We start from the raw sequence: 18392 nt of genomic DNA on the forward strand, positions 1-18392 counted from the left end.
CGTTCAAATAGGATCTCTCTCATGAAAACACAATTACTTTTAGCTACTGCTTTATTAGCCTCTGTGTCTGTATCAGCAAAAAGCAACACTTACTTTAGCCAAGATAATAAACTTGAATCTAAATTATGTGTATTAAGTGCAAATGAAGGCTTTAGCGCAGCGCGTAAAGAAGCAGCACAACACGGTGTATACTTATCGCGTTTTTCTAAAAGTGTTTTATGTAATGGTCAAGATATTCGCGACATTGCTAAAAAAGTAACGTCTAACCAAGCTGCTGAATCAAAAGTTGAAGTGTTTGCAAAAGATGCACACCAAGAAACACAGTTATGTATCACAGCGTTAAAGCAAGGCCTTGCGCCTGTTCGCCAAAAAATTGGTAACTTAAACTCGTTAAAGTGTAACGGACAAAACGTAACTGAATTTGTAAAGCGTTACCAAAACGCAGCAATCTAATTTCGCGGTAACATATAGATTAAAGTAATGCCCAGTTTGTACTGGGTATTTTTTTGCAAAAATTACAAGGTATGCAGCAATCATTGCAAAGCTAAGTAATTGATTAATGTATATAAAATAAGCTAAATACACGTAACTTATTGATTGTTGGCGGCTTGTGCACTTTGGCATTGGACTTGTATTAGTTAAAGTGACATTTACTAACTACAAGGATACGTCTTATGAAAAAGTTAACACTCGCAACAACTATTTTAGCTTCTTTAAGTTTAGCCGCTTGTGCCTCAAACCAAGGCCTTGAAAAAATCGATAGCGATTTTGCAAGTTTAGATAACGACAGTGATGGTTATATTTCAAAAGTAGAAGCAGATGACGATAGCATCTGGGGCCACTTTTCAAATATTGATACCAATATGGATAACGAGATCAGTCGTAAAGAATTTAACACTTACATGCAGTTAAATACCGGTAAGGTAGCGACTGACAGCGAAGTAAGTGAGTCGGCATTTAAAGCTAAAATAGCTAAATTTGATAAAATCGAAAATGATTTTAGAAGTTTAGATAACGACAAAAATGGTTACATCTCAGTAGAAGAAGCTGACGATGATGATATTTCAAACCATTTTGGTTACATGGATGGCAACAATGATAAACGCATCAGTAAAGGTGAGTTTAAAGGCTACATTAGCAAATACGGTAAAGCCGTTGCTGAAGATGATGCACTAAAGCATTATAAAAACAGCTAATATTAGCTAAATACGCTACACATAAGAGCCAGCATTAATTGCTGGCTTTTTTGTGCATTTAATTTGTTTTAAAAGCAGATATATTTTCCCCCTTTTGCGATGTTCTGTCATAATAGATGGCTACGTATTTTAAAGGGCAAAGCAAAATATTATGGCGGGTCGTCGAATTAGTGATGAACAATTAATTGAGATCATTGAAGCGGCTATATTTGTTGCAGACAAACCTGTTAGCAAACGCCACTTAAAAGATACTGTATTGGCTGATTTAGCTATTTCTATGTCACGAATTAACACTGCAATAGACGCTATACATACCCACTATCAAACACGTGGCATTAAGCTAGTTGAAGTAGGCAGTGGCTATCGCTTTCAAGCGTGTAGTAGTTTAAGCCCTTGGCTTAGTAATTTATGGCAAGAACGGGCACCTAAGTACTCTCGCGCACTACTAGAAACATTGTCGTTAATTGCCTACAGGCAACCAATAACGCGTGGTGAAATAGAGCAAGTACGAGGCGTAACAACCGGATCAGCAATTATTAAAACCCTCCTTGAGCGAGAGTGGGTTAAAGTAGTAGGGCATAAAGAAGTACCTGGTAAACCAGCGCTTTATGCCACAACAAAATTATTTTTAGATTATTTTTCGTTAACCGGTTTAGATGAACTCCCTGCATTGCCAGCGCAACAGGAAAGTAAAATAAACCAGTTATTAAGTGATCCTTCTGTGAGAGAACCATCCGAATGAGTATTCAAGGTGAAAAGTTACAAAAAGTCCTAGCCCGTGCAGGGGTAGGCTCACGACGTGAAATGGAAAAATACATTAATGCAAACCGCGTTAGTGTTAATGGTAAAGTGGCTAAATTAGGTGACCGTGTTGAGGAAACAGACTTAATACGTGTTGATGGCCACAGCGTAAAAATTGAAGAAAAAGCCGACCGTATTTGTCGTGTAATTATGTACAACAAGCCAGAAGGGGAGTTAAGTACACGTAAAGACCCAGAAGGACGTCGTACTGTTTTTGATCGTTTACCACGCATAGAGGGTGAGCGTTGGATTGCTGTTGGTCGACTAGATATTAACACGGCAGGTTTAATGTTATTTACCAATGATGGTGAGTTAGCGAACCGCTTAATGCACCCAAGTTATGAAGTTGAGCGTGAATATTCAGCCCGTGTATTTGGTGAAGTGACCAATGAAACCATTAAAAACCTAACGCGTGGCGTAGAGCTTGAAGATGGTCCTGCTAAATTTTTAACGGTTAAATCTTTGGGTGGTGAAGGCATTAACCGCTGGTACAATGTAACGCTAAACGAAGGACGTAACCGCGAAGTTCGCCGCTTATGGCAATCGCAGGATGTAGAAGTATCGCGCCTTATTCGTATTCGTTACGGAAAATTAGAGCTAGATAAGCGCCTTCCTCAAGGTGGTTGGGCTGAACTTGATTTAGAAACCGTTAACTATTTACGCAAAACCGTTAAATTAGGCCGCGAAACACAAACTAAACTGTCGGTTATGCCTGAAAAACGCAAAGACAAGCGTGCTAAAATTAACCAAATTCGTAAAGCGGTTAAAAAGCATAACCAGCGTGTTAAACAAACTAAGCGTAAGTAATACCAATCCGTAATAATACTTAATCATTTTGCGGGGCTAAACATGTCGCTACCTAGGTAAAAAAATGCTCATTTAGCACAGCTAAATAGCGAATTTTTTGCCTAGCGAACAACACGTTTTTCTAGCCTTAAAATAGATAATTTAATTAAGCGAATTGGTATAATTACAAAAAATTACCGACAAAAAAGCCGCAATGTATGCGGCTTTTTTTATAATTAAAAATGTAGTTTACTTTTTTTGTTGCGCATCGAGAGATTCACCGTTTACATCGCTCGAGTCATCACTCATTAAATATAAATACGTTGGCATTAAATCTTCGGGGGTAGCAAGCTTATCGCGATCCTCCCCTGGATACGCTGATGCGCGCATAGAGGTACGCGTTGCGCCAGGGTTTATACAATTTACACGGATATTGGTTTTACCTACTTCGCAGGCCCATGTTTGCATCATGCCTTCAACTGCAAATTTAGATATTGCATAAGGCCCCCAAAATTCGCGCCCTTTACGGCCAACGCTTGATGAAGTGAAAACAATAGAGGCATTTTCTGATTTACGCAGCACAGGGAATAGCGCTTTGGTGATCATTGCTTGCGCAGTAACATTCACTTTCATGATATTTTCAAACGTAGAAGAGCAAAAGTGCTCAAGTGGCCCGAGCGAACCTAAAATACCGGCATTATTTAATAAGCCGTCTAATCGGCCAAATTGACTTTCGATTGTAGCTGCTAAATCGCGGTAGTTTTGTTTTGTCGCGCCTTTTAAGTCCATTGGCACAATAGCAGGCTGAGGGTAACCAGCATTGACAATCTCATCGTAAACGCATTCGAGCTTATTTGTTGTTTTACCAAGTAAAATCACTGTCGCGCCATGCTTTGCGTAGGTAATTGCTGCTACGCGGCCAATACCATCGCCGGCACCTGTAATTAAAATTACTTTATTTTGAAGTGCATTTGGAGTTGCTTGATAAGTTTGCATATAAATACCAATTTATAAAATTTTTTTGATTTTAACATAGCAAATCGTCAAGTAATCGAATTTATTGAAAATTTAGGTGGCGGAATTATAAACTTTACGTTAAGTTTAACTGGTCTAATGTCTCATTAATAAACTGATTACATTGTTTTAACTTTACTACACTGATTAAACACACTTACTTTGAACGAACACACTATAAAAATAAAGATATGTGCGGAGCCAACAATATGAAAAAAATGCTACTCTCACTCTCGGTTACAGCTGCGTTAGCAGGTTGTGGCGGCGGAGAAACATTAGAAGATGTTAAAAACGATACTGCAACCATAATACCTAATGCCACGGTGACCTTTGACCCTGCGAATGGGGTTTTATCTGTCCCTAACGATTTATTAATGAGCGGCACTCAAGACGGCACAATTAATATTCCAGGTGAATTAGACGATGATAACGTCTCTGTGCCTCGCACTGCTTATGCAGATCCGCAATTAGCGCTAGGTGCGTTAGATGGCTGGTCATCGCAAGTGCCTTACAAAATTGATTTAACTTTCCCTACAGGCGTATCGCTTGATGAAACCTCTGCAGCGTCGCCTGGTACAGTAAGAATTTTTGAAGTGGTTATGGGCGCAAGCTTAACTGACGCAGAATGTGCTGTTGTTACAGCTGGTTCAGCGTGTAAATTGGTAGGTGAATTAACCTACGGCGTAGACTTCATTTCTCAAGCCTCTGGCGATGCAGTTGCTATTATCCCATTAAAACCTTTCACACCAGGAAGTTCATACATAAATGTATTAACCACTGGATTAAAAGACTCTCAAGGGCGTTCTATTCAGCCTTCTTCTACTTACGCTTCTGTAAGTGAAGAAGCTCCATTGATTACTGATGCTCAGCTTGGTCTTCAAGCGGCAGTAAATAGCTATGAGAATGTGGTTGTAAGCTCAGGTGATATTACAAAAGATGATATTATATTTTCTGCTGCTATGACCATTCAATCAGCGGGTCCTGTGCTTGGCACAATTAAAAACTTACTGGCAGCTAGCTTACAAAATGATGCATTACCAACACCAATGGTAAGTGTACCTGAACAAGCAATGGTAAATGTGCAGCAAGTATTTGCAGCAGCGGGTGTTAGCGTATCGGATGCGTTCTCTGGTGTGCAATATTTAAAAGGTAGCGTTATGTTACCTATGTATTTAGGCACCCCATCAGGCACTGAAATAAGTGATTTAAATGATACATATTGGCAAGGTATGTGTGACAACGCGGTAGCTGTTTTAGGTTACAAAGCTGCAGCAGGCGAAGCTTTCCCTGCAGAGCCAATTAGCGATAATGATGGGCTTTGTGCTGCGTTAAGTGACGGACAGTTGCGTGATTTAGGTTTAGACACTACGCGCCATTTAACTAAGTATAACTCTATTCCTAAAGTGCAAAGCATGGCGAATGTGCCAGTGCAAATAACCAAACCTATTTTACCGGTTATTAATTTTATTCGTGATTCACAAGGTCTTGATCCAATTGAAATGCCAGAAACTGGCTGGCCAGTTGTTATTATGCAACACGGTATAACAACAGACAAAGAAAGCATGTTGGCGCTAACTGCACAACTTTCAATTCAAGGTTTTGCCACAGCGGCGATTGATCATCCTCGCCATGGTGAGCGTGGTGTAGATGTTGATGCTGATGGGACAGATGACTTTAATGCAACGACGGGTTCAGTACTAAGTTACATGAACTTAAACTCATTATTAGTGGCTCGTGATAGCTTGCGTCAATCATCAGCAGATTTATTAGGCTTACGCTTAGGTCTAAACTTTATTAATGATGAGACAATTAACGCACAAGATGTAACCTATGTAGGGCATTCTTTAGGCTCTATTGTTGCACCTGCATTTATAGCTCAGGCTAATACTCCGCTTGCAGATACAGTTGACCCATTATTTAAGGTAAACACGGTAGCACTTGCCAGTGGCGGTGGCGGTATAGCAAGCTTTTTACTTGAATCGGCTGCATTTGGGCCATTTATTCAAGGCTCTGTATTATCGCAAGCTGGCACAGCAGAGTCGCAAGAGTTTAACGAGTTTTTACAAGCGGATGCTATTTCAAACTGTGGTACATTATTACCAGATATGGAAGCGTTTTTAACTTGTGGCTATCAGGCGTATGTAACCTCACTTACTACGGCAGGGGAAACTACAAAACTTGCTAACATTCAAGCGGTAATGACCGAGTTTGCTTTTGCAGCGCAAACCGCACTTGATAGCGGAGACCCAACAAACTATGCAGCAGCGGTAAATGCATTAGGTACACCTGTATACACTAATGTAGTTGTAGGCGATGGCGCAGATAACAAACCAGACCAAGTTATTCCGCCAGCGGCAGCAAATAACCCTATATCGGGCACAATTCCGTTAGCAACATTAATGGGGCTTGAAACAGTAAGCACTTCACAAGCACTAAGTGAAACCCCAGCGAGTTATTTGGTGAAATTTACAAAAGGGCACCATGGCTCAATTTTAACGCCAGCACAAGACGACGCCCAAGCGGCAACTGTTGAGGGCAGTGCAGCAGCAAACGCTGAAATGCAGCTCCAAGTAGCTACTTATTTAGCTGCACGCGGGCGTATGTTATTAGTCAGTAACCCAGAGGTTGTGACTGATTAATCAGCAAATACCTTATTAACCTTGAAAAGCCACTGTTTAGTGGCTTTTTTTTGTTATAAAGCATGATAAATTAGCTTAAATTTATAAATGGAGAGACCAGTTGGAATTTTTATACGAATACGGTTTGTTTTTTGCTAAAACGGTTACCTTTGTTATTGCTATTGCAATTATTTTAACCCTTATTGTGGGTTCAGCAGTAAAACCTAAAGCTAAAAAAGGAGCCATAGAAATAGACGATTTGTCTGAGCAACTAGATGACTTAAAACACAGTTTTTTAGAGAATACTTTAACTAAAAAAGAGTTAAAGGCGCATCATAAAGCGCAAAAAGTCGAGTCTAAAAAAGCGGCAAATGATGAGCCGAAGCCACGCCTATATGTTATTGATTTTATAGGTAGTATGGACGCTCATGAAGTTGAAAGCCTACGCGAAGAAGTGACCGCAATTATTGCCATTGCTAATCCTGAGAAAGATAAAGTATTAGTTCGCTTAGAAAGTGGGGGCGGCGTGGTGCATGGCTATGGTTTAGCTGCATCGCAATTACAGCGTTTTAAAACTGCAGGTATTAAGCTTTCGGTTTCTATTGATAAAGTAGCAGCGAGTGGCGGTTACATGATGGCCTGTGTGGCAGATGAAATATTAGCGGCTCCTTTTGCTATTGTTGGCTCTATTGGTGTAATTGCACAAATACCTAACTTTAATAAAATTTTAAAGAAAAACGATGTAGAGTTTGAGCAAATTACAGCTGGCGAATTTAAACGTACGTTAACCTTGTTCGGCGAAAACACAGATAAAGCCCGCGAAAAGTTTCGTGATGAAATAGAGCAAACACATGGTTTGTTTAAAGAGTTTGTAAGCAGCCAACGGCCAACACTTAATATTGATAATGTGGCAACGGGTGAGCATTGGTTTGCAACACAAGCAATTGAAAAGGGCTTAGTTGATGTAATTAAAACCAGTGATGATGCGTTATTAGAGCAACAAGCTGAGCGTCAAATATACAAAGTAAAATACAAAATTAAGAAAGGGTTAAGTGATAAGTTAGCAATTGGCCTAAGTAGCTCTGTAAATAAAGCAGGCGTTAATTTAATGTCGCGTTTTAAAGCAATGAACCCATAAAACGTTATTAAAGGTAATAAAAAACCCTTGCATAGCAAGGGTTTTTTTATGGGCTAAAATAATTACTCAGTAGATTTGTGGTAATCTTCTAAGTCTTTAGCTGCGTTCGGGTCGTTAAATATTGTTTCATCTAATTGACCTTCTGATTTAGCAACCACACAAGTTACCATACAGTCACCCGTTATATTAACGGCTGTGCGCGTCATATCGAGTAATCTGTCAACACCAATAATAATTGCAATCCCTTCTACTGGTAAACCTACTTGGTTAAGTACCATTGCAAGCATAATTAAACCCACACCAGGTACACCCGCGGTGCCTACCGAGGCAAGCGTTGCGGTTAGAATAACCATTAAGTAATCAGAAATCGTTAAATCAACAGCAAACACTTGTGCAATAAATACTGTTGCCACGCCTTGCATAATAGCTGTGCCATCCATGTTAATGGTAGCGCCTAGCGGAATAGTAAAAGAGGCAACCGAGTTATTAGCGCCGAGTTTTTTGGTCGCAGTTTCAAGTGTAATAGGCATAGTCGCGCTTGAGCTTGAAGTGCTAAAACCAAATAAACACGCGTGTTTCATTTTAGCTAAAAAGGTAAGTGGGTTAAGGCCTGTTAATACTTTTAAAATAATACTGTAATTAATAAATGCGTGAATTAATAACGCTGCCACGACTACAAGGAAGTACTTAGCCAGGCTGAGTATTAACCCCATTTCGATAGTGGTAAAAAGTTTAGCCATTAAAAAGAACACACCGTAAGGTGCAATGTTCATTAGTAGCGTTACTAGTTTTAAAATAACCGTGTTTAAATCTTCAAATACTGCGGCTACACGTTTACCTGCTTTGCCACTTAGCGCCATTGATACACCAAATAAAAGCGCAAACACAATAACTTGTAGCATGTTCCCTTTAGCCATTGCTTCGAATGGGTTAGTAGGGAACATATCGATAATCACTCGCGCTAAGGTTGGGGCTTCTTTAGCATTGAAGCTTGCATCTGATGGCAGTGCAATGCCTTGACCTGGGTTAAATAATAACGCCAGTGAAATAGCTACGGTAATTGCCACGGCAGTTGTAACTAAATATAAGCCAATCGATTTACCACCTAAACGGCCTAATTTTTTAGGATCGCTTAAGCTACACGTACCACATACAAGCGATACAAATACCAGCGGCACAACCAACATTTTTAAGCTGGCAATAAAAATTTGTCCGCCAACATGGAAAAGGCCATCTACAAAAAAAGCTTTAATTGGCAAAGAGAATAACCCAAGAGGAATTAGATAATCGTCTTCACCAGCTAATATAGCCTGAAATAAAAAGCCTACAGCAATACCCAGTGCCATGCCAATCATGATACGGGTAGTTAAACTCATTGAACGTATTTTAGACATATTCCCTAATCTATTTTTTCAAATTTGCCATAGACTACCAGCAAGGAAATATTTACTACAGAAAAAAATAGCCTTTGCGGAATTATTTACATAAAAAAGTGACAAAAAACTGTGATATTAGACTAAGTTATAGGTTAATATTAGGTAAACAACTATTAGTAAATAATAACAACGCTAGGGAGAGGTCCATGCCTTTAACGCGACTACTCAGCATTACACTATTTAGCATTTTGCTTTGCGCTTGTGGTGGTGGTGGAACAATCGAAAAAGACGGCACCATCGGAGATGATGACGATTCTACTACAGAAACATCCACTTACACGGTAACTTTAAAAGGTTACTTACAATCTAGTGACACTGAGTCAAACACGGTCACAGCGGCTGCTCCTTTAGAGCTTAGAGCTACTTTAGAAGATGAAGATGGCGATGCAGTATCAGGTGAGCGTATTACTTTTACCCTTGCTGACTCAATCGGTGAACTAAACCCTACAGCAGGTACAGCGTTAACCCAATCAGATGGTATAGCGATACTGGAACTTACCGCGGGTGAAAATGCAGGAGCTGGTGAAGTAACAGCAACCTATACAGTAGATGGCGAAAGTTACACCGATACGTTTGCATTTGAGTCGGATGGCGCACAATCAACAGATCCACAATTGAGTGTAACGCTTGTTGATTCATCTGGGGCTACGACTCGAAGTGTTGATTATTTAAACCCTGTTACCGCGCAGGTTGAACTATTAATTGATAATGAACCCGCTGCTTACCAATTAATTGAGTTTGTACTTACTGGTTTAGGTAGTATAAATCCTACAAACGGTACAGCTTTAACAAACGAACAAGGCATTGCAACAATTAGCTTGCTTGCAGGGACTGAAGCTGGGGCTGGCTCTATTGTGGCCACCTACACCGATAACGAAAATACTGTTTATAGCTCTGAAGGTTATACATTTACAACTGAAGGGGATGCGCCCATTCAAGGTGAATCATTAGACTTTTCTATCGGTTTAAGCCTTACCTCTTCAACGACGTTATCAGAAATTAGCACAATCAGCGCCGCAGATAGCGCAGTTGTTAAAGCAACTATTCTTGACGGAGATGGCGTTGAAGTTGAAGGGGCAGTTGTAAACTTCTCATCAACTTTAGGTAACTTAATCCCAAGTATTGGTACTGCACTAACGAATGAGAGTGGTGTTGCATCAATTAACTTAACTTCGGGTACTGTAGAAGGTGCAGGCGTTATAACAGCCCAGTACGAAGGTGTTGAGCAAACGCTGGGTTTTTATACAAAAGGTGATGCTGTAAACCCAGACCAAAGTACTGCAGATATTAGTTTTTCAATCCTAGAAAACTGTCCAGCAGACTTTAAATCTCAAAGAGATGCAAGCCAGTGTGATCTAGTAACTAGTATCTCAGGTGATTCAACGGCGATTCTTTATATCGAAGTGACTAACGAGAATTCGACAACTCCTCTTACGCAGACCCTAGTAACAGCGAGTACAACAATTGGCTCAATTACACCTTCAACTGGCACGGCTATTACCGATGCAAATGGTATCGCACTTTTAGATATAGTTCCTGGTCAAGATGTAGGCGCCGGTGAAATTACTGTGTCAGTGCTCGATAGCGATTTAACTAAGGCATTTCAAATTGCTGCTGTAGATGTTGAAATTGCTATTAGCAGCTCGGTTGCAGACGATGAGCTATTAGCTGCAGGTGCAACAGCACTTATCTCAATTGAAATTTCAAAAGATGGTGAGCTATATACTACACCACTTACTGTTGAATTTTCATCTGGTTGTGTTGGCTCTGGCCAAGCACTTATAGACGAAACAGTAACCAGTATTGGCGGCTTTGCGCGCTCTACATACCGTCCGCTTACTTGTGTGGGTGGGGATATAATTACGGCTACCGTGATCACCGGTGGCGATACGGTTTCTGCTAGTACTACTATAAATGTATCACCTGCCAATATTGGCTTTTTACAATTTGTAGAAGTGACTGAGCCAGTAATTGCATTAAAAGGTACGGGTGGTGCTGACAGAACTGAAATCTCTGAAGTAACATTTAAACTTGTGGATTCAAATGGCAATGATTTAGCTTCAAGAACGGTTAACTTTGAGCTGTCAACGGCAGTCGGTGGTATAACGTTAGGCACAGCCAGTGCAATTACTAATGCCAGCGGTGAAGTGACTACCTCAGTTCAATCGGGCTCAATTGCTACGCCTGTGCGTGTTATCGCATCTAGCGAAGAAGACGTAGATGGCGATACGGTTATTGTAACCGCCCCTTCAGATATTCTTGTAATTAGTACAGGTATTGCTGATCAAAATAGCTTTTCGCTATCGCGTTCTATATTTAACCCTCATGCGTTAAATGTTGATGGTAATACGGTATCGGTTAATGCTCGCCTAGCTGATCACTTTAACAACCCTGTGCCAGATGGAACAGCTGTTAGCTTTATCACAGAAGGGGGTGTAATAGAGCCAAGTTGTACAACAACCAATGGTACGTGTAGCGTAACGTGGACTAGCAGTAACCCACGCCCGTTTACTGATTCAATGTACGAAAATACCATTACGCAAAAGTGTGATGGTGGCTTACCATGCCCATTAGGAATTTTAAATAATGACTTAACGGTAGATTTACCGCTAGGTGGTCGCGCCACTGTACATGCCTATGCAATTGGTGAAGAAACGTTCTCTGATTTAAATGGCAACGGCTACTTTGACAGTGAAGATTTTTTTGATGATTTATTTGATATTCCAGAAGCCTTTATCGATAACAATGAAGATGGCACCTATGGCGGTAAAGACTGTAATGATGGAACCGACCCATGTTCACGTGATAACTCAACCGGTGATGAGTTTGAAGAATTTGTCGATTTTGATGGCAATGGTACATGGACCACAGAAAACGGCCTATACAACGGCTTACTGTGTCGTGAAGAAGACGAAGCCGCAGGTATTTGTAGTCGTCAAATGGTTAATGTATTTCAAAACCAAGAAATCGTAATGTCGGGTGATACTGCATTCTTTAGGCTAGTTACATACGCGGATGATTGTTCTGCTATCGCGGGTGCAACCGCTTCAGAGGTACGTGTAAACAGCGACCCTGCAAGTCCACTTGTTCGCCGTGTGCAAAACGACCCCACTAGCGCAATAATGTGTCAGGTTGATGCAATAGATTTAACACAAACTGCATCAGGTACTGCTAGCCTAGGGCTTACGGTATTTATAGCAGATATATATAACAACCCAATGCCTGCTGAAACAACCATCTCTATTGACACAGACAACGGTATTTTAACAGGTAGTGATAATTACACTTACCCTAATACAACAAGTATTGTTCCTGTTGGTTTATCATTTGGTATTACGCGTGAAGACTTAGATGGAGGAAATGAGCAGTTTAGTGGTATTTTAACCGTTACTGCCGAAGCGCCTTCAGGGTTAGAAAGTACGCTTTCTGTTAGCGTAATCGACGATTTATAATCGGTAGAATGTAAAAAATGCCAACCTTAAGGTTGGCTTTTTTATTTGTGTTCTATATATTCCACAGCAATTATTTTAAAAACACCGGTTTGTATAATTTAACAACAGAAATTGTTTGTTTATTCAGTAAATACTGAAAAGTTTGTATTAAAAGCTTGTAACAATAGGTGTTTGTAGATATACCTATAAATATTCGCGCCGTTTATGTCGGCAAAACACATTTAAATATTTGGTTAGAAATAGGCAACTATGGGCAAATCGCTAGTAATTGTAGAGTCACCTGCTAAGGCTAAAACAATTAATAAATACTTAGGTAAAGACTTCATCGTAAAGTCCAGTATTGGACATGTGCGTGATTTACCTACTTCAGGTTCGAACAAAGCTAAAGTACCGGCGACTAAAACGCCAGCTGAAGTTCGTAAAATGGAGCCTGAAGAAAAGGCAGCGTATAAACAGCAACGAGATTACACTAACTTAGTTGCACGTATGGGTATTGATCCTGAAAAAGGGTGGGAGCCACATTACGAAATTTTGCCAGGTAAAGAGAAAGTAGTTCAAGAGTTAAAAAAGCTGGCCGAAAATGCAGACCAAGTTTATCTCGCAACGGATTTGGATAGAGAAGGGGAAGCAATTGCTTGGCACCTTCAAGAAATTATTGGTGGTGAGCCTGAAAAATATAAACGCGTTGTATTTAACGAAATTACAAAAAATGCGATTCAACAAGCGTTTGAAACACCTGGTGAACTAAATACCGACATGGTATATGCACAACAAACACGCCGCTTCTTAGACCGTGTAGTTGGCTTTATGGTATCGCCATTATTATGGGCTAAAGTAGCGCGCGGGCTTTCTGCTGGGCGTGTGCAATCGGTTGCGGTACGTTTATTAGTAGAGCGCGAACGTGAAATTAAAGCGTTTATTCCAGAAGAGTTTTGGGATATACACGCCGATGTTAAAAATACTGAGTCACAATTACGCTTAGAAGTCACCAAACAAGCAGATAAGCCATTTAAGCCGGTAAATGAGGCTCAGGCTACAGCCGCAGTTAAAAGCCTTGAGACAGCCGAATATAAAGTAATAAGTGTTGAAGAAAAACCAAGCAAAAGCCGCCCAAGTGCGCCTTTTATTACTTCAACCATGCAACAAGCCGCCAGTACACGTTTAGGCTATGGCGTTAAAAAAACAATGATGCTTGCACAGCGCCTCTACGAAGGCGGTTACATTACTTATATGCGTACCGATTCAACTAATCTGTCAAAAGATGCAGTTGAAATGTGTCGTGATTATGTAACCCAAGAGTTTGGCGCAAAGTACTTACCTAAAGACCCAATTAGCTACAGCTCTAAAGGCAACGCACAAGAAGCGCACGAAGCGATCCGTCCTTCAAGTGTAACTGTACTTTCTGGGCATGTTGAAGGTGTTGATGCCGATGCCAAAAAACTGTACGAATTAATTTGGCGTCAGTTTGTTGCCTGTCAAATGATGCCTGCAGAGTACGACTTAACAACACTTACTGTGGCCGCTGATGAGTTTCAACTAAAAGCAAAAGGGCGAGTACTTCGCTTTGATGGTTGGACAAAAGTGCAACCTGCGGTACGTAAAAAGAATGAAGAAGATCAATCGCTGCCAGCAGTAAAAGAAGGCGAAGTACTTAGTTTAATTGAGCTTGACCCTAAGCAGCACTTTACTAAACCGCCAGCGCGCTTTAGTGAAGCAAGTTTAGTAAAAGAGCTTGAAAAACGTGGTATTGGTCGTCCATCTACGTACGCATCAATTATTTCAACAATTCAAGACCGTGGTTATGTACGGGTAGAAAACCGTCGTTTCTTCGCTGAAAAAATGGGCGAAATTGTTACCGACCGTTTGGTTGAAAACTTCACTGATTTAATGAACTTTGACTTTACAGCAAAAATGGAAGGTCGTTTAGATGATATCGCTGAAGGCGAGCGTGTATGGACCCAAGTTCTTGATAAGTTTTATGCTGATTTTTCTACGCAATTAAACATAGCCAAAGATGAGCCAGAGCAAGGCGGAATGCGCCTTAATCAAATGGTCGAAACCGATATTGACTGCCCTACGTGTGGCAGAAAAATGGGTATTCGCACGGCATCTACAGGGGTGTTTTTAGGGTGTACAGGTTATAACTTACCGCCTAAAGAGCGTTGTACAACCACTATGAACCTAGTGTCAGGGGATGAAGCGGTTGCGGCAGATGTTGAGGACATTGAAACTGAAACATTAATGCAAATGAAGCGCTGTCCAATCTGTGAAACGGCTATGGACTCTTACCTAATAGACGAAACCCGTAAATTACATGTTTGTGGTAATAACCCTGCATGTGAAGGGTATATCGTTGAGCAAGGTACCTTTAAAATTAAAGGATACGATGGGCCTATTATCGAATGTGATAAATGTGGTTCAGACATGGAGCTTAAATCGGGCCGTTTTGGTAAGTATTTTGGCTGTAACAACGAAGAGTGTAAAAATACGCGTAAGTTACTTAAAAACGGCGAAGCTGCGCCACCAAAAGAAGATCCTGTGCACATACCTGAACTTGAATGTGAAAAGTCAGAAGCTTATTTTGTTTTACGTGACGGGGCTGCAGGTATTTTCTTGGCGGCTAACACTTTCCCTAAATCACGCGAGACGCGCGCGCCTAAAGTGGCTGAGCTAAAGCGTTTTAGAGAGCGTATTTCACCTAAGTTTTATTACTTAGCTGATGCGCCAGAAAAAGATCCTGATGGTAATTTAGCCGTAGTACGTTATAGCCGTAAAAATAAAGCGCAATACGTGATGACGGAAGTTGACGGAAAAGCCACAGGCTGGACTGCTCACTACGAAGCGGGTAAATGGGTAGAAGAAGCGAAGAAAAAAGCAGCGCCTAAAAAGAAAGCGGCTGCAAAAAAATCGCCAGCTAAACCTAAAGCAAAAAAAGAAGCTGAATAAACCTTAAAATTAATCTAGTTTAAGACAAATAAAAACCGGAATGCACAGCTTGTGTCATTCCGGTTTTTTTATGATTATATGCGTCGCAATGGCTTTATTAGCCGCATATTTTTTATTGTTTAGATTTGTACAGTAGATACTTTTTTGTAGCCTTCAGACTCTAATTCATCATTAACGCATTGAAGAACATAGCCAAATAGATCGTCGTTACTTACATCATCATCTTTAGCCCAATTTACACACATATCTGTGTATTCTTTAATTGTTTGTGCAGAAGCTACTGGTGCATCGTCTGCGATTGCAACCGTTGCAGATACAGCAAAAAGTGGTGCAACTATTAATGCTAGCAATGCTTTATTCATTTGTTGATTCCTAAATAAATGGTTTTACGATTTAAATACATTTTAAAGCTGTATTTAAATAGTGCCCAATGCAGAACAACTCTGTTGGTGTAGTGATTTTTAATCGAAATTAAAATAAAAGATAACGAAAAATTTTTATCGTCAAGATGAGTAAATTACGCTTAAATAATTATATAAGTAATTGTGTTGTAATAAATTATAAGCTAAGGTCGCTTTTTTATAAAAAGATAAGTTAATGTCAGAACACCAAGCAAAACCAACCAGTACGCCTCGTAAAATACACAAAGTAGAGCAGGGCTTAGAGTCGTTTATATTTAAAGGGCGCTGGTTATTAGCCCCGTTTTTTGTAGGCCTACTATTTGCTGTAATATTGCTATTAATAAAGTTTTTTAAGCAACTTTATTTAATGGGTATTGCCACTTTTAGTGCAACAAACCAAGAGTTATTAGTGGGTATACTTACCCTCGTTGATACCGCTTTACTGGCTGGTTTATTACTTATTATTATTTTTAGTGGTTATGAGAACTTTGTGTCAAAGCTTAATATTGAGGGCCACGAAGATAGGCCGTCATGGATGGGAAAAGTAGGTTTCTCAGGCTTAAAAATGAAGCTTATTAGCGCAATTGTTGCCATATCTGCGGTTGAGCTTTTAAAGGTATTTATTAATTCTAATATTCATTCAAGTGAGGAGCTATTTTGGAAAGTGATTATCCATGTCACCTTTGTAAGCTCTGGCGTGTTATTTGCGCTCACTGATTATTTAAACAGTAAAACACAATCACATTAGAAAGGTTAAGTTAGTGGTTTGGTGGCCTGTATTTCGTCTTAATACCGGCTATAGCAGCCCCACTATTTGAGCGCACAAAAAAGCCCGATAAAATCGGGCTTTTGAGCATCATACGTCAGGGCATTCTTATTTTACAAAAGCAAAGTAACAGCCAAAACCATTCATGTTGAGTTTATTACCATCTAAAGTAGCATTACAGTGAGATAGTGAGTCATGCGCCTCAGTCACTGTTTTAGTCAACTCAAATGTTTGATTGGTATCAGCTAAGTTAAACACACATAACATAGTTTGCTCGTTTAGCGTTCTGTAAAAAGCGAGGATAGGCTCAGCAGTATCAATAAACTTAATATCGCCTGCTAATAACACAGTATGCTGTTTACGCCATGCCATAAACTCACGATAAGCATTGAGTATAGAGTTTGCATCTTTATCTTGTACAGACACAGCCTGCTGCGTATGCGCGCTATCAACCGGTAACCAGGGTTTAGCAGCACTAAATCCTGCGTTTTGTGTGTTGTTACCTTCCCATGGCATTGGCGTTCTACAGCCGTCGCGACCTTTAAAGTTTGGCCAAAAGGTAATGCCATATGGGTCTTGTAGGTCTTCAAATGCTACAGAGGCTTCACCTAGCCCCAGCTCTTCACCTTGGTACATACATACGCTACCACGCAAAGAAGCTAATAAAGCTGTAAGCATTTTGCATTGTGCTGGGTTTATTTCACCATTTTGGCTCCAGCGGCTCGCAACACGCTCTACATCATGGTTGCTAAACGCCCAGCACGGCCAACCTTCAGTCATGCGTTGCTCTAGAGTCTGTACGGTTTCTCTTATGTATTCACTTGAATAATCATCCGTGAGTAGCTCAAAACTGTAACCCATATGCAGCTTATCGCCGCCTTGGGTATATTCTGCCATTGTTGCCAATGAATCTTCCGATGAAATTTCACCAAGTGATACAGTACCCGGGTATTTATTAAGTAGTGCACGTATGTCTTGCATAAACTCAATGTTTTCTGGCTGGGTGTTATTATAATAATGGTACTGAAACGCGTATGGGTTATCTTCACTAAAGCCACGGCCTTGGCGTTTATCTTTAGGCTTTGCAGGATTGTCACGTAATTGTGCATCGTGGTAGCAAAAGTTAATAGCGTCTAATCTAAAACCATCTACACCTTTTTTAAGCCAAAACTCTACGTTTTCTAAAACAGCTTTTCTTACATCTGGGTTATGAAAGTTTAAATCAGGCTGTTCGGTTAAAAAGTTATGTAAATAGTATTGACCGCGACGAGGCTCCCATTGCCAAGCACCGCCACCAAAAATAGATAACCAGTTATTAGGCGCTGTGCCATCTTCTTTAGCATCTGCCCATACGTACCAGTCAGCTTTATCATTGTTTTGGTTTTCGCGGCTATCTAAAAACCATTGATGTTGGTCTGATGTATGGCTTAACACTTGGTCAATAATAATTTTAATGTCGCGTTTATGTGCTTGATCTATTAACTCATCAAAGTCGTTTAAGTCACCAAATATGGGGTCTATATCGCGATAGTCACTTATGTCGTAGCCAAAATCTTTCATTGGAGATTTGAAAAAAGGAGAAATCCAAATAGCGTCAACGCCTAAGCTTTTAATGTAATCAATGCGATTAATTATCCCTTTAAGATCACCAATACCATCGTTATTGCTGTCTTGAAAGCTTCGCGGGTAAACCTGATAAATAACCGCACCTTTATACCACTGCTGTTGGGCCATACTTTTCTCCGTCGTTCCACACAGTATTTATATTGTTATTAGTTTGATTGAAACAATCACTAAATTTTCAAAAAGCATACGTGAAGGGTGCTGCTCTGTAAAAA

General features: G+C 40.2%; 13 protein-coding genes. 9 read left to right on the plus strand and 4 right to left on the minus strand.

The window, feature by feature from the left end:
- Positions 1 to 21 precede the first annotated feature (21 nt).
- From PSH54_RS08090 to rluB, 4 genes are all read left to right on the plus strand, one after another.
- Positions 22 to 453 carry a hypothetical protein gene (locus PSH54_RS08090; protein WP_024034030.1) on the plus strand — a complete coding sequence of 144 codons (432 nt, stop codon included), beginning with the start codon at positions 22 to 24 and terminating at the stop codon, positions 451 to 453.
- A gap of 221 nt (positions 454 to 674) precedes the next feature.
- On the plus strand, positions 675 to 1196 hold the full coding sequence (locus PSH54_RS08095) for an EF-hand domain-containing protein (RefSeq protein ID WP_004587784.1): 522 nt from the start codon (positions 675 to 677) through the stop codon (positions 1194 to 1196).
- A gap of 151 nt (positions 1197 to 1347) precedes the next feature.
- The gene (gene scpB / locus PSH54_RS08100) at positions 1348 to 1938 is read left to right on the plus strand and encodes an SMC-Scp complex subunit ScpB (protein WP_024034031.1); all 591 of its coding nucleotides are present in this window, start codon (positions 1348 to 1350) and stop codon (positions 1936 to 1938) included.
- Positions 1935 to 2804 carry a 23S rRNA pseudouridine(2605) synthase RluB gene (rluB, locus tag PSH54_RS08105; protein WP_273605903.1) on the plus strand — a complete coding sequence of 290 codons (870 nt, stop codon included), beginning with the start codon at positions 1935 to 1937 and terminating at the stop codon, positions 2802 to 2804. The genes scpB and rluB overlap by 4 nt, the downstream gene beginning before the upstream one ends.
- Before the next feature lie 228 nt (positions 2805 to 3032).
- On the opposite strand, the gene PSH54_RS08110 is transcribed toward rluB, so the two are convergent.
- The gene (locus PSH54_RS08110) at positions 3033 to 3779 is read right to left on the minus strand and encodes a YciK family oxidoreductase (protein WP_004587787.1); all 747 of its coding nucleotides are present in this window, start codon (positions 3777 to 3779) and stop codon (positions 3033 to 3035) included.
- Positions 3780 to 4006: 227 nt separating this feature from the next.
- Between PSH54_RS08110 and PSH54_RS08115 the strand changes: the two genes are divergently transcribed.
- Entirely contained in the window at positions 4007 to 6436 is a 2430-nt protein-coding gene (locus tag PSH54_RS08115; protein WP_273605904.1) for a VolA/Pla-1 family phospholipase, read from the plus strand.
- 100 nt (positions 6437 to 6536) lie between these two features.
- Positions 6537 to 7553, plus strand: a complete 1017-nt coding sequence (gene sohB / locus PSH54_RS08120) for a protease SohB (RefSeq protein WP_029772521.1) — start codon at positions 6537 to 6539, stop codon at positions 7551 to 7553.
- 62 nt (positions 7554 to 7615) lie between these two features.
- Here the strand turns inward: sohB and PSH54_RS08125 are convergent, their stop codons facing one another.
- Positions 7616 to 8947: a dicarboxylate/amino acid:cation symporter gene (locus tag PSH54_RS08125; RefSeq protein WP_004587790.1), complete on the minus strand. Its 1332-nt coding sequence runs from the start codon at positions 8945 to 8947 to the stop codon at positions 7616 to 7618.
- A gap of 188 nt (positions 8948 to 9135) precedes the next feature.
- On the opposite strand from PSH54_RS08125, the gene PSH54_RS08130 reads away from it, so the two are divergent.
- A complete protein-coding gene (locus PSH54_RS08130; RefSeq protein ID WP_273605905.1) occupies positions 9136 to 12441 on the plus strand; it encodes an Ig-like domain-containing protein in 3306 nt (1101 codons plus the stop codon).
- A 249-nt stretch (positions 12442 to 12690) separates the two neighbouring features.
- On the plus strand, positions 12691 to 15387 hold the full coding sequence (gene topA, locus PSH54_RS08135; RefSeq protein ID WP_096041842.1) for a type I DNA topoisomerase: 2697 nt from the start codon (positions 12691 to 12693) through the stop codon (positions 15385 to 15387).
- Between the two features lie 119 nt (positions 15388 to 15506).
- Here the strand turns inward: topA and PSH54_RS08140 are convergent, their stop codons facing one another.
- A complete protein-coding gene (locus PSH54_RS08140) occupies positions 15507 to 15749 on the minus strand; it encodes a hypothetical protein (RefSeq protein ID WP_004587793.1) in 243 nt (80 codons plus the stop codon).
- 235 nt (positions 15750 to 15984) lie between these two features.
- Between PSH54_RS08140 and PSH54_RS08145 the strand changes: the two genes are divergently transcribed.
- Positions 15985 to 16536 (plus strand): TIGR00645 family protein, encoded by a 552-nt coding sequence (locus PSH54_RS08145; RefSeq protein WP_055253277.1) that lies wholly within the window; start codon positions 15985 to 15987, stop codon positions 16534 to 16536.
- A gap of 126 nt (positions 16537 to 16662) precedes the next feature.
- Here the strand turns inward: PSH54_RS08145 and PSH54_RS08150 are convergent, their stop codons facing one another.
- Positions 16663 to 18288: an alpha-glucosidase family protein gene (locus PSH54_RS08150; protein WP_273605906.1), complete on the minus strand. Its 1626-nt coding sequence runs from the start codon at positions 18286 to 18288 to the stop codon at positions 16663 to 16665.
- Positions 18289 to 18392 lie beyond the last annotated feature (104 nt).

Source organism: Pseudoalteromonas sp. Angola-30, from assembly GCF_028599215.1.
Lineage (GTDB): Bacteria > Pseudomonadota > Gammaproteobacteria > Enterobacterales > Alteromonadaceae > Pseudoalteromonas > Pseudoalteromonas atlantica.

Bases quoted from the DNA above. Each gene is read 5' to 3' on its own strand.
- PSH54_RS08150 (WP_273605906.1), bottom strand. From the start codon at position 18,288: ATGGCCCAACAGCAGTGGTATAAAGGTGCGGTTATTTATCAGGTTTAC.
- PSH54_RS08115 (WP_273605904.1), top strand. From the start codon at position 4,007: ATGAAAAAAATGCTACTCTCACTCTCGGTTACAGCTGCGTTAGCAGGT.
- rluB (WP_273605903.1), top strand. From the start codon at position 1,935: ATGAGTATTCAAGGTGAAAAGTTACAAAAAGTCCTAGCCCGTGCAGGG.
- PSH54_RS08095 (WP_004587784.1), top strand. From the start codon at position 675: ATGAAAAAGTTAACACTCGCAACAACTATTTTAGCTTCTTTAAGTTTA.
- topA (WP_096041842.1), top strand. From the start codon at position 12,691: ATGGGCAAATCGCTAGTAATTGTAGAGTCACCTGCTAAGGCTAAAACA.
- PSH54_RS08140 (WP_004587793.1), bottom strand. From the start codon at position 15,749: ATGAATAAAGCATTGCTAGCATTAATAGTTGCACCACTTTTTGCTGTA.
- PSH54_RS08090 (WP_024034030.1), top strand. From the start codon at position 22: ATGAAAACACAATTACTTTTAGCTACTGCTTTATTAGCCTCTGTGTCT.
- scpB (WP_024034031.1), top strand. From the start codon at position 1,348: ATGGCGGGTCGTCGAATTAGTGATGAACAATTAATTGAGATCATTGAA.
- PSH54_RS08145 (WP_055253277.1), top strand. From the start codon at position 15,985: ATGTCAGAACACCAAGCAAAACCAACCAGTACGCCTCGTAAAATACAC.
- PSH54_RS08110 (WP_004587787.1), bottom strand. From the start codon at position 3,779: ATGCAAACTTATCAAGCAACTCCAAATGCACTTCAAAATAAAGTAATT.
- PSH54_RS08125 (WP_004587790.1), bottom strand. From the start codon at position 8,947: ATGTCTAAAATACGTTCAATGAGTTTAACTACCCGTATCATGATTGGC.
- PSH54_RS08130 (WP_273605905.1), top strand. From the start codon at position 9,136: ATGCCTTTAACGCGACTACTCAGCATTACACTATTTAGCATTTTGCTT.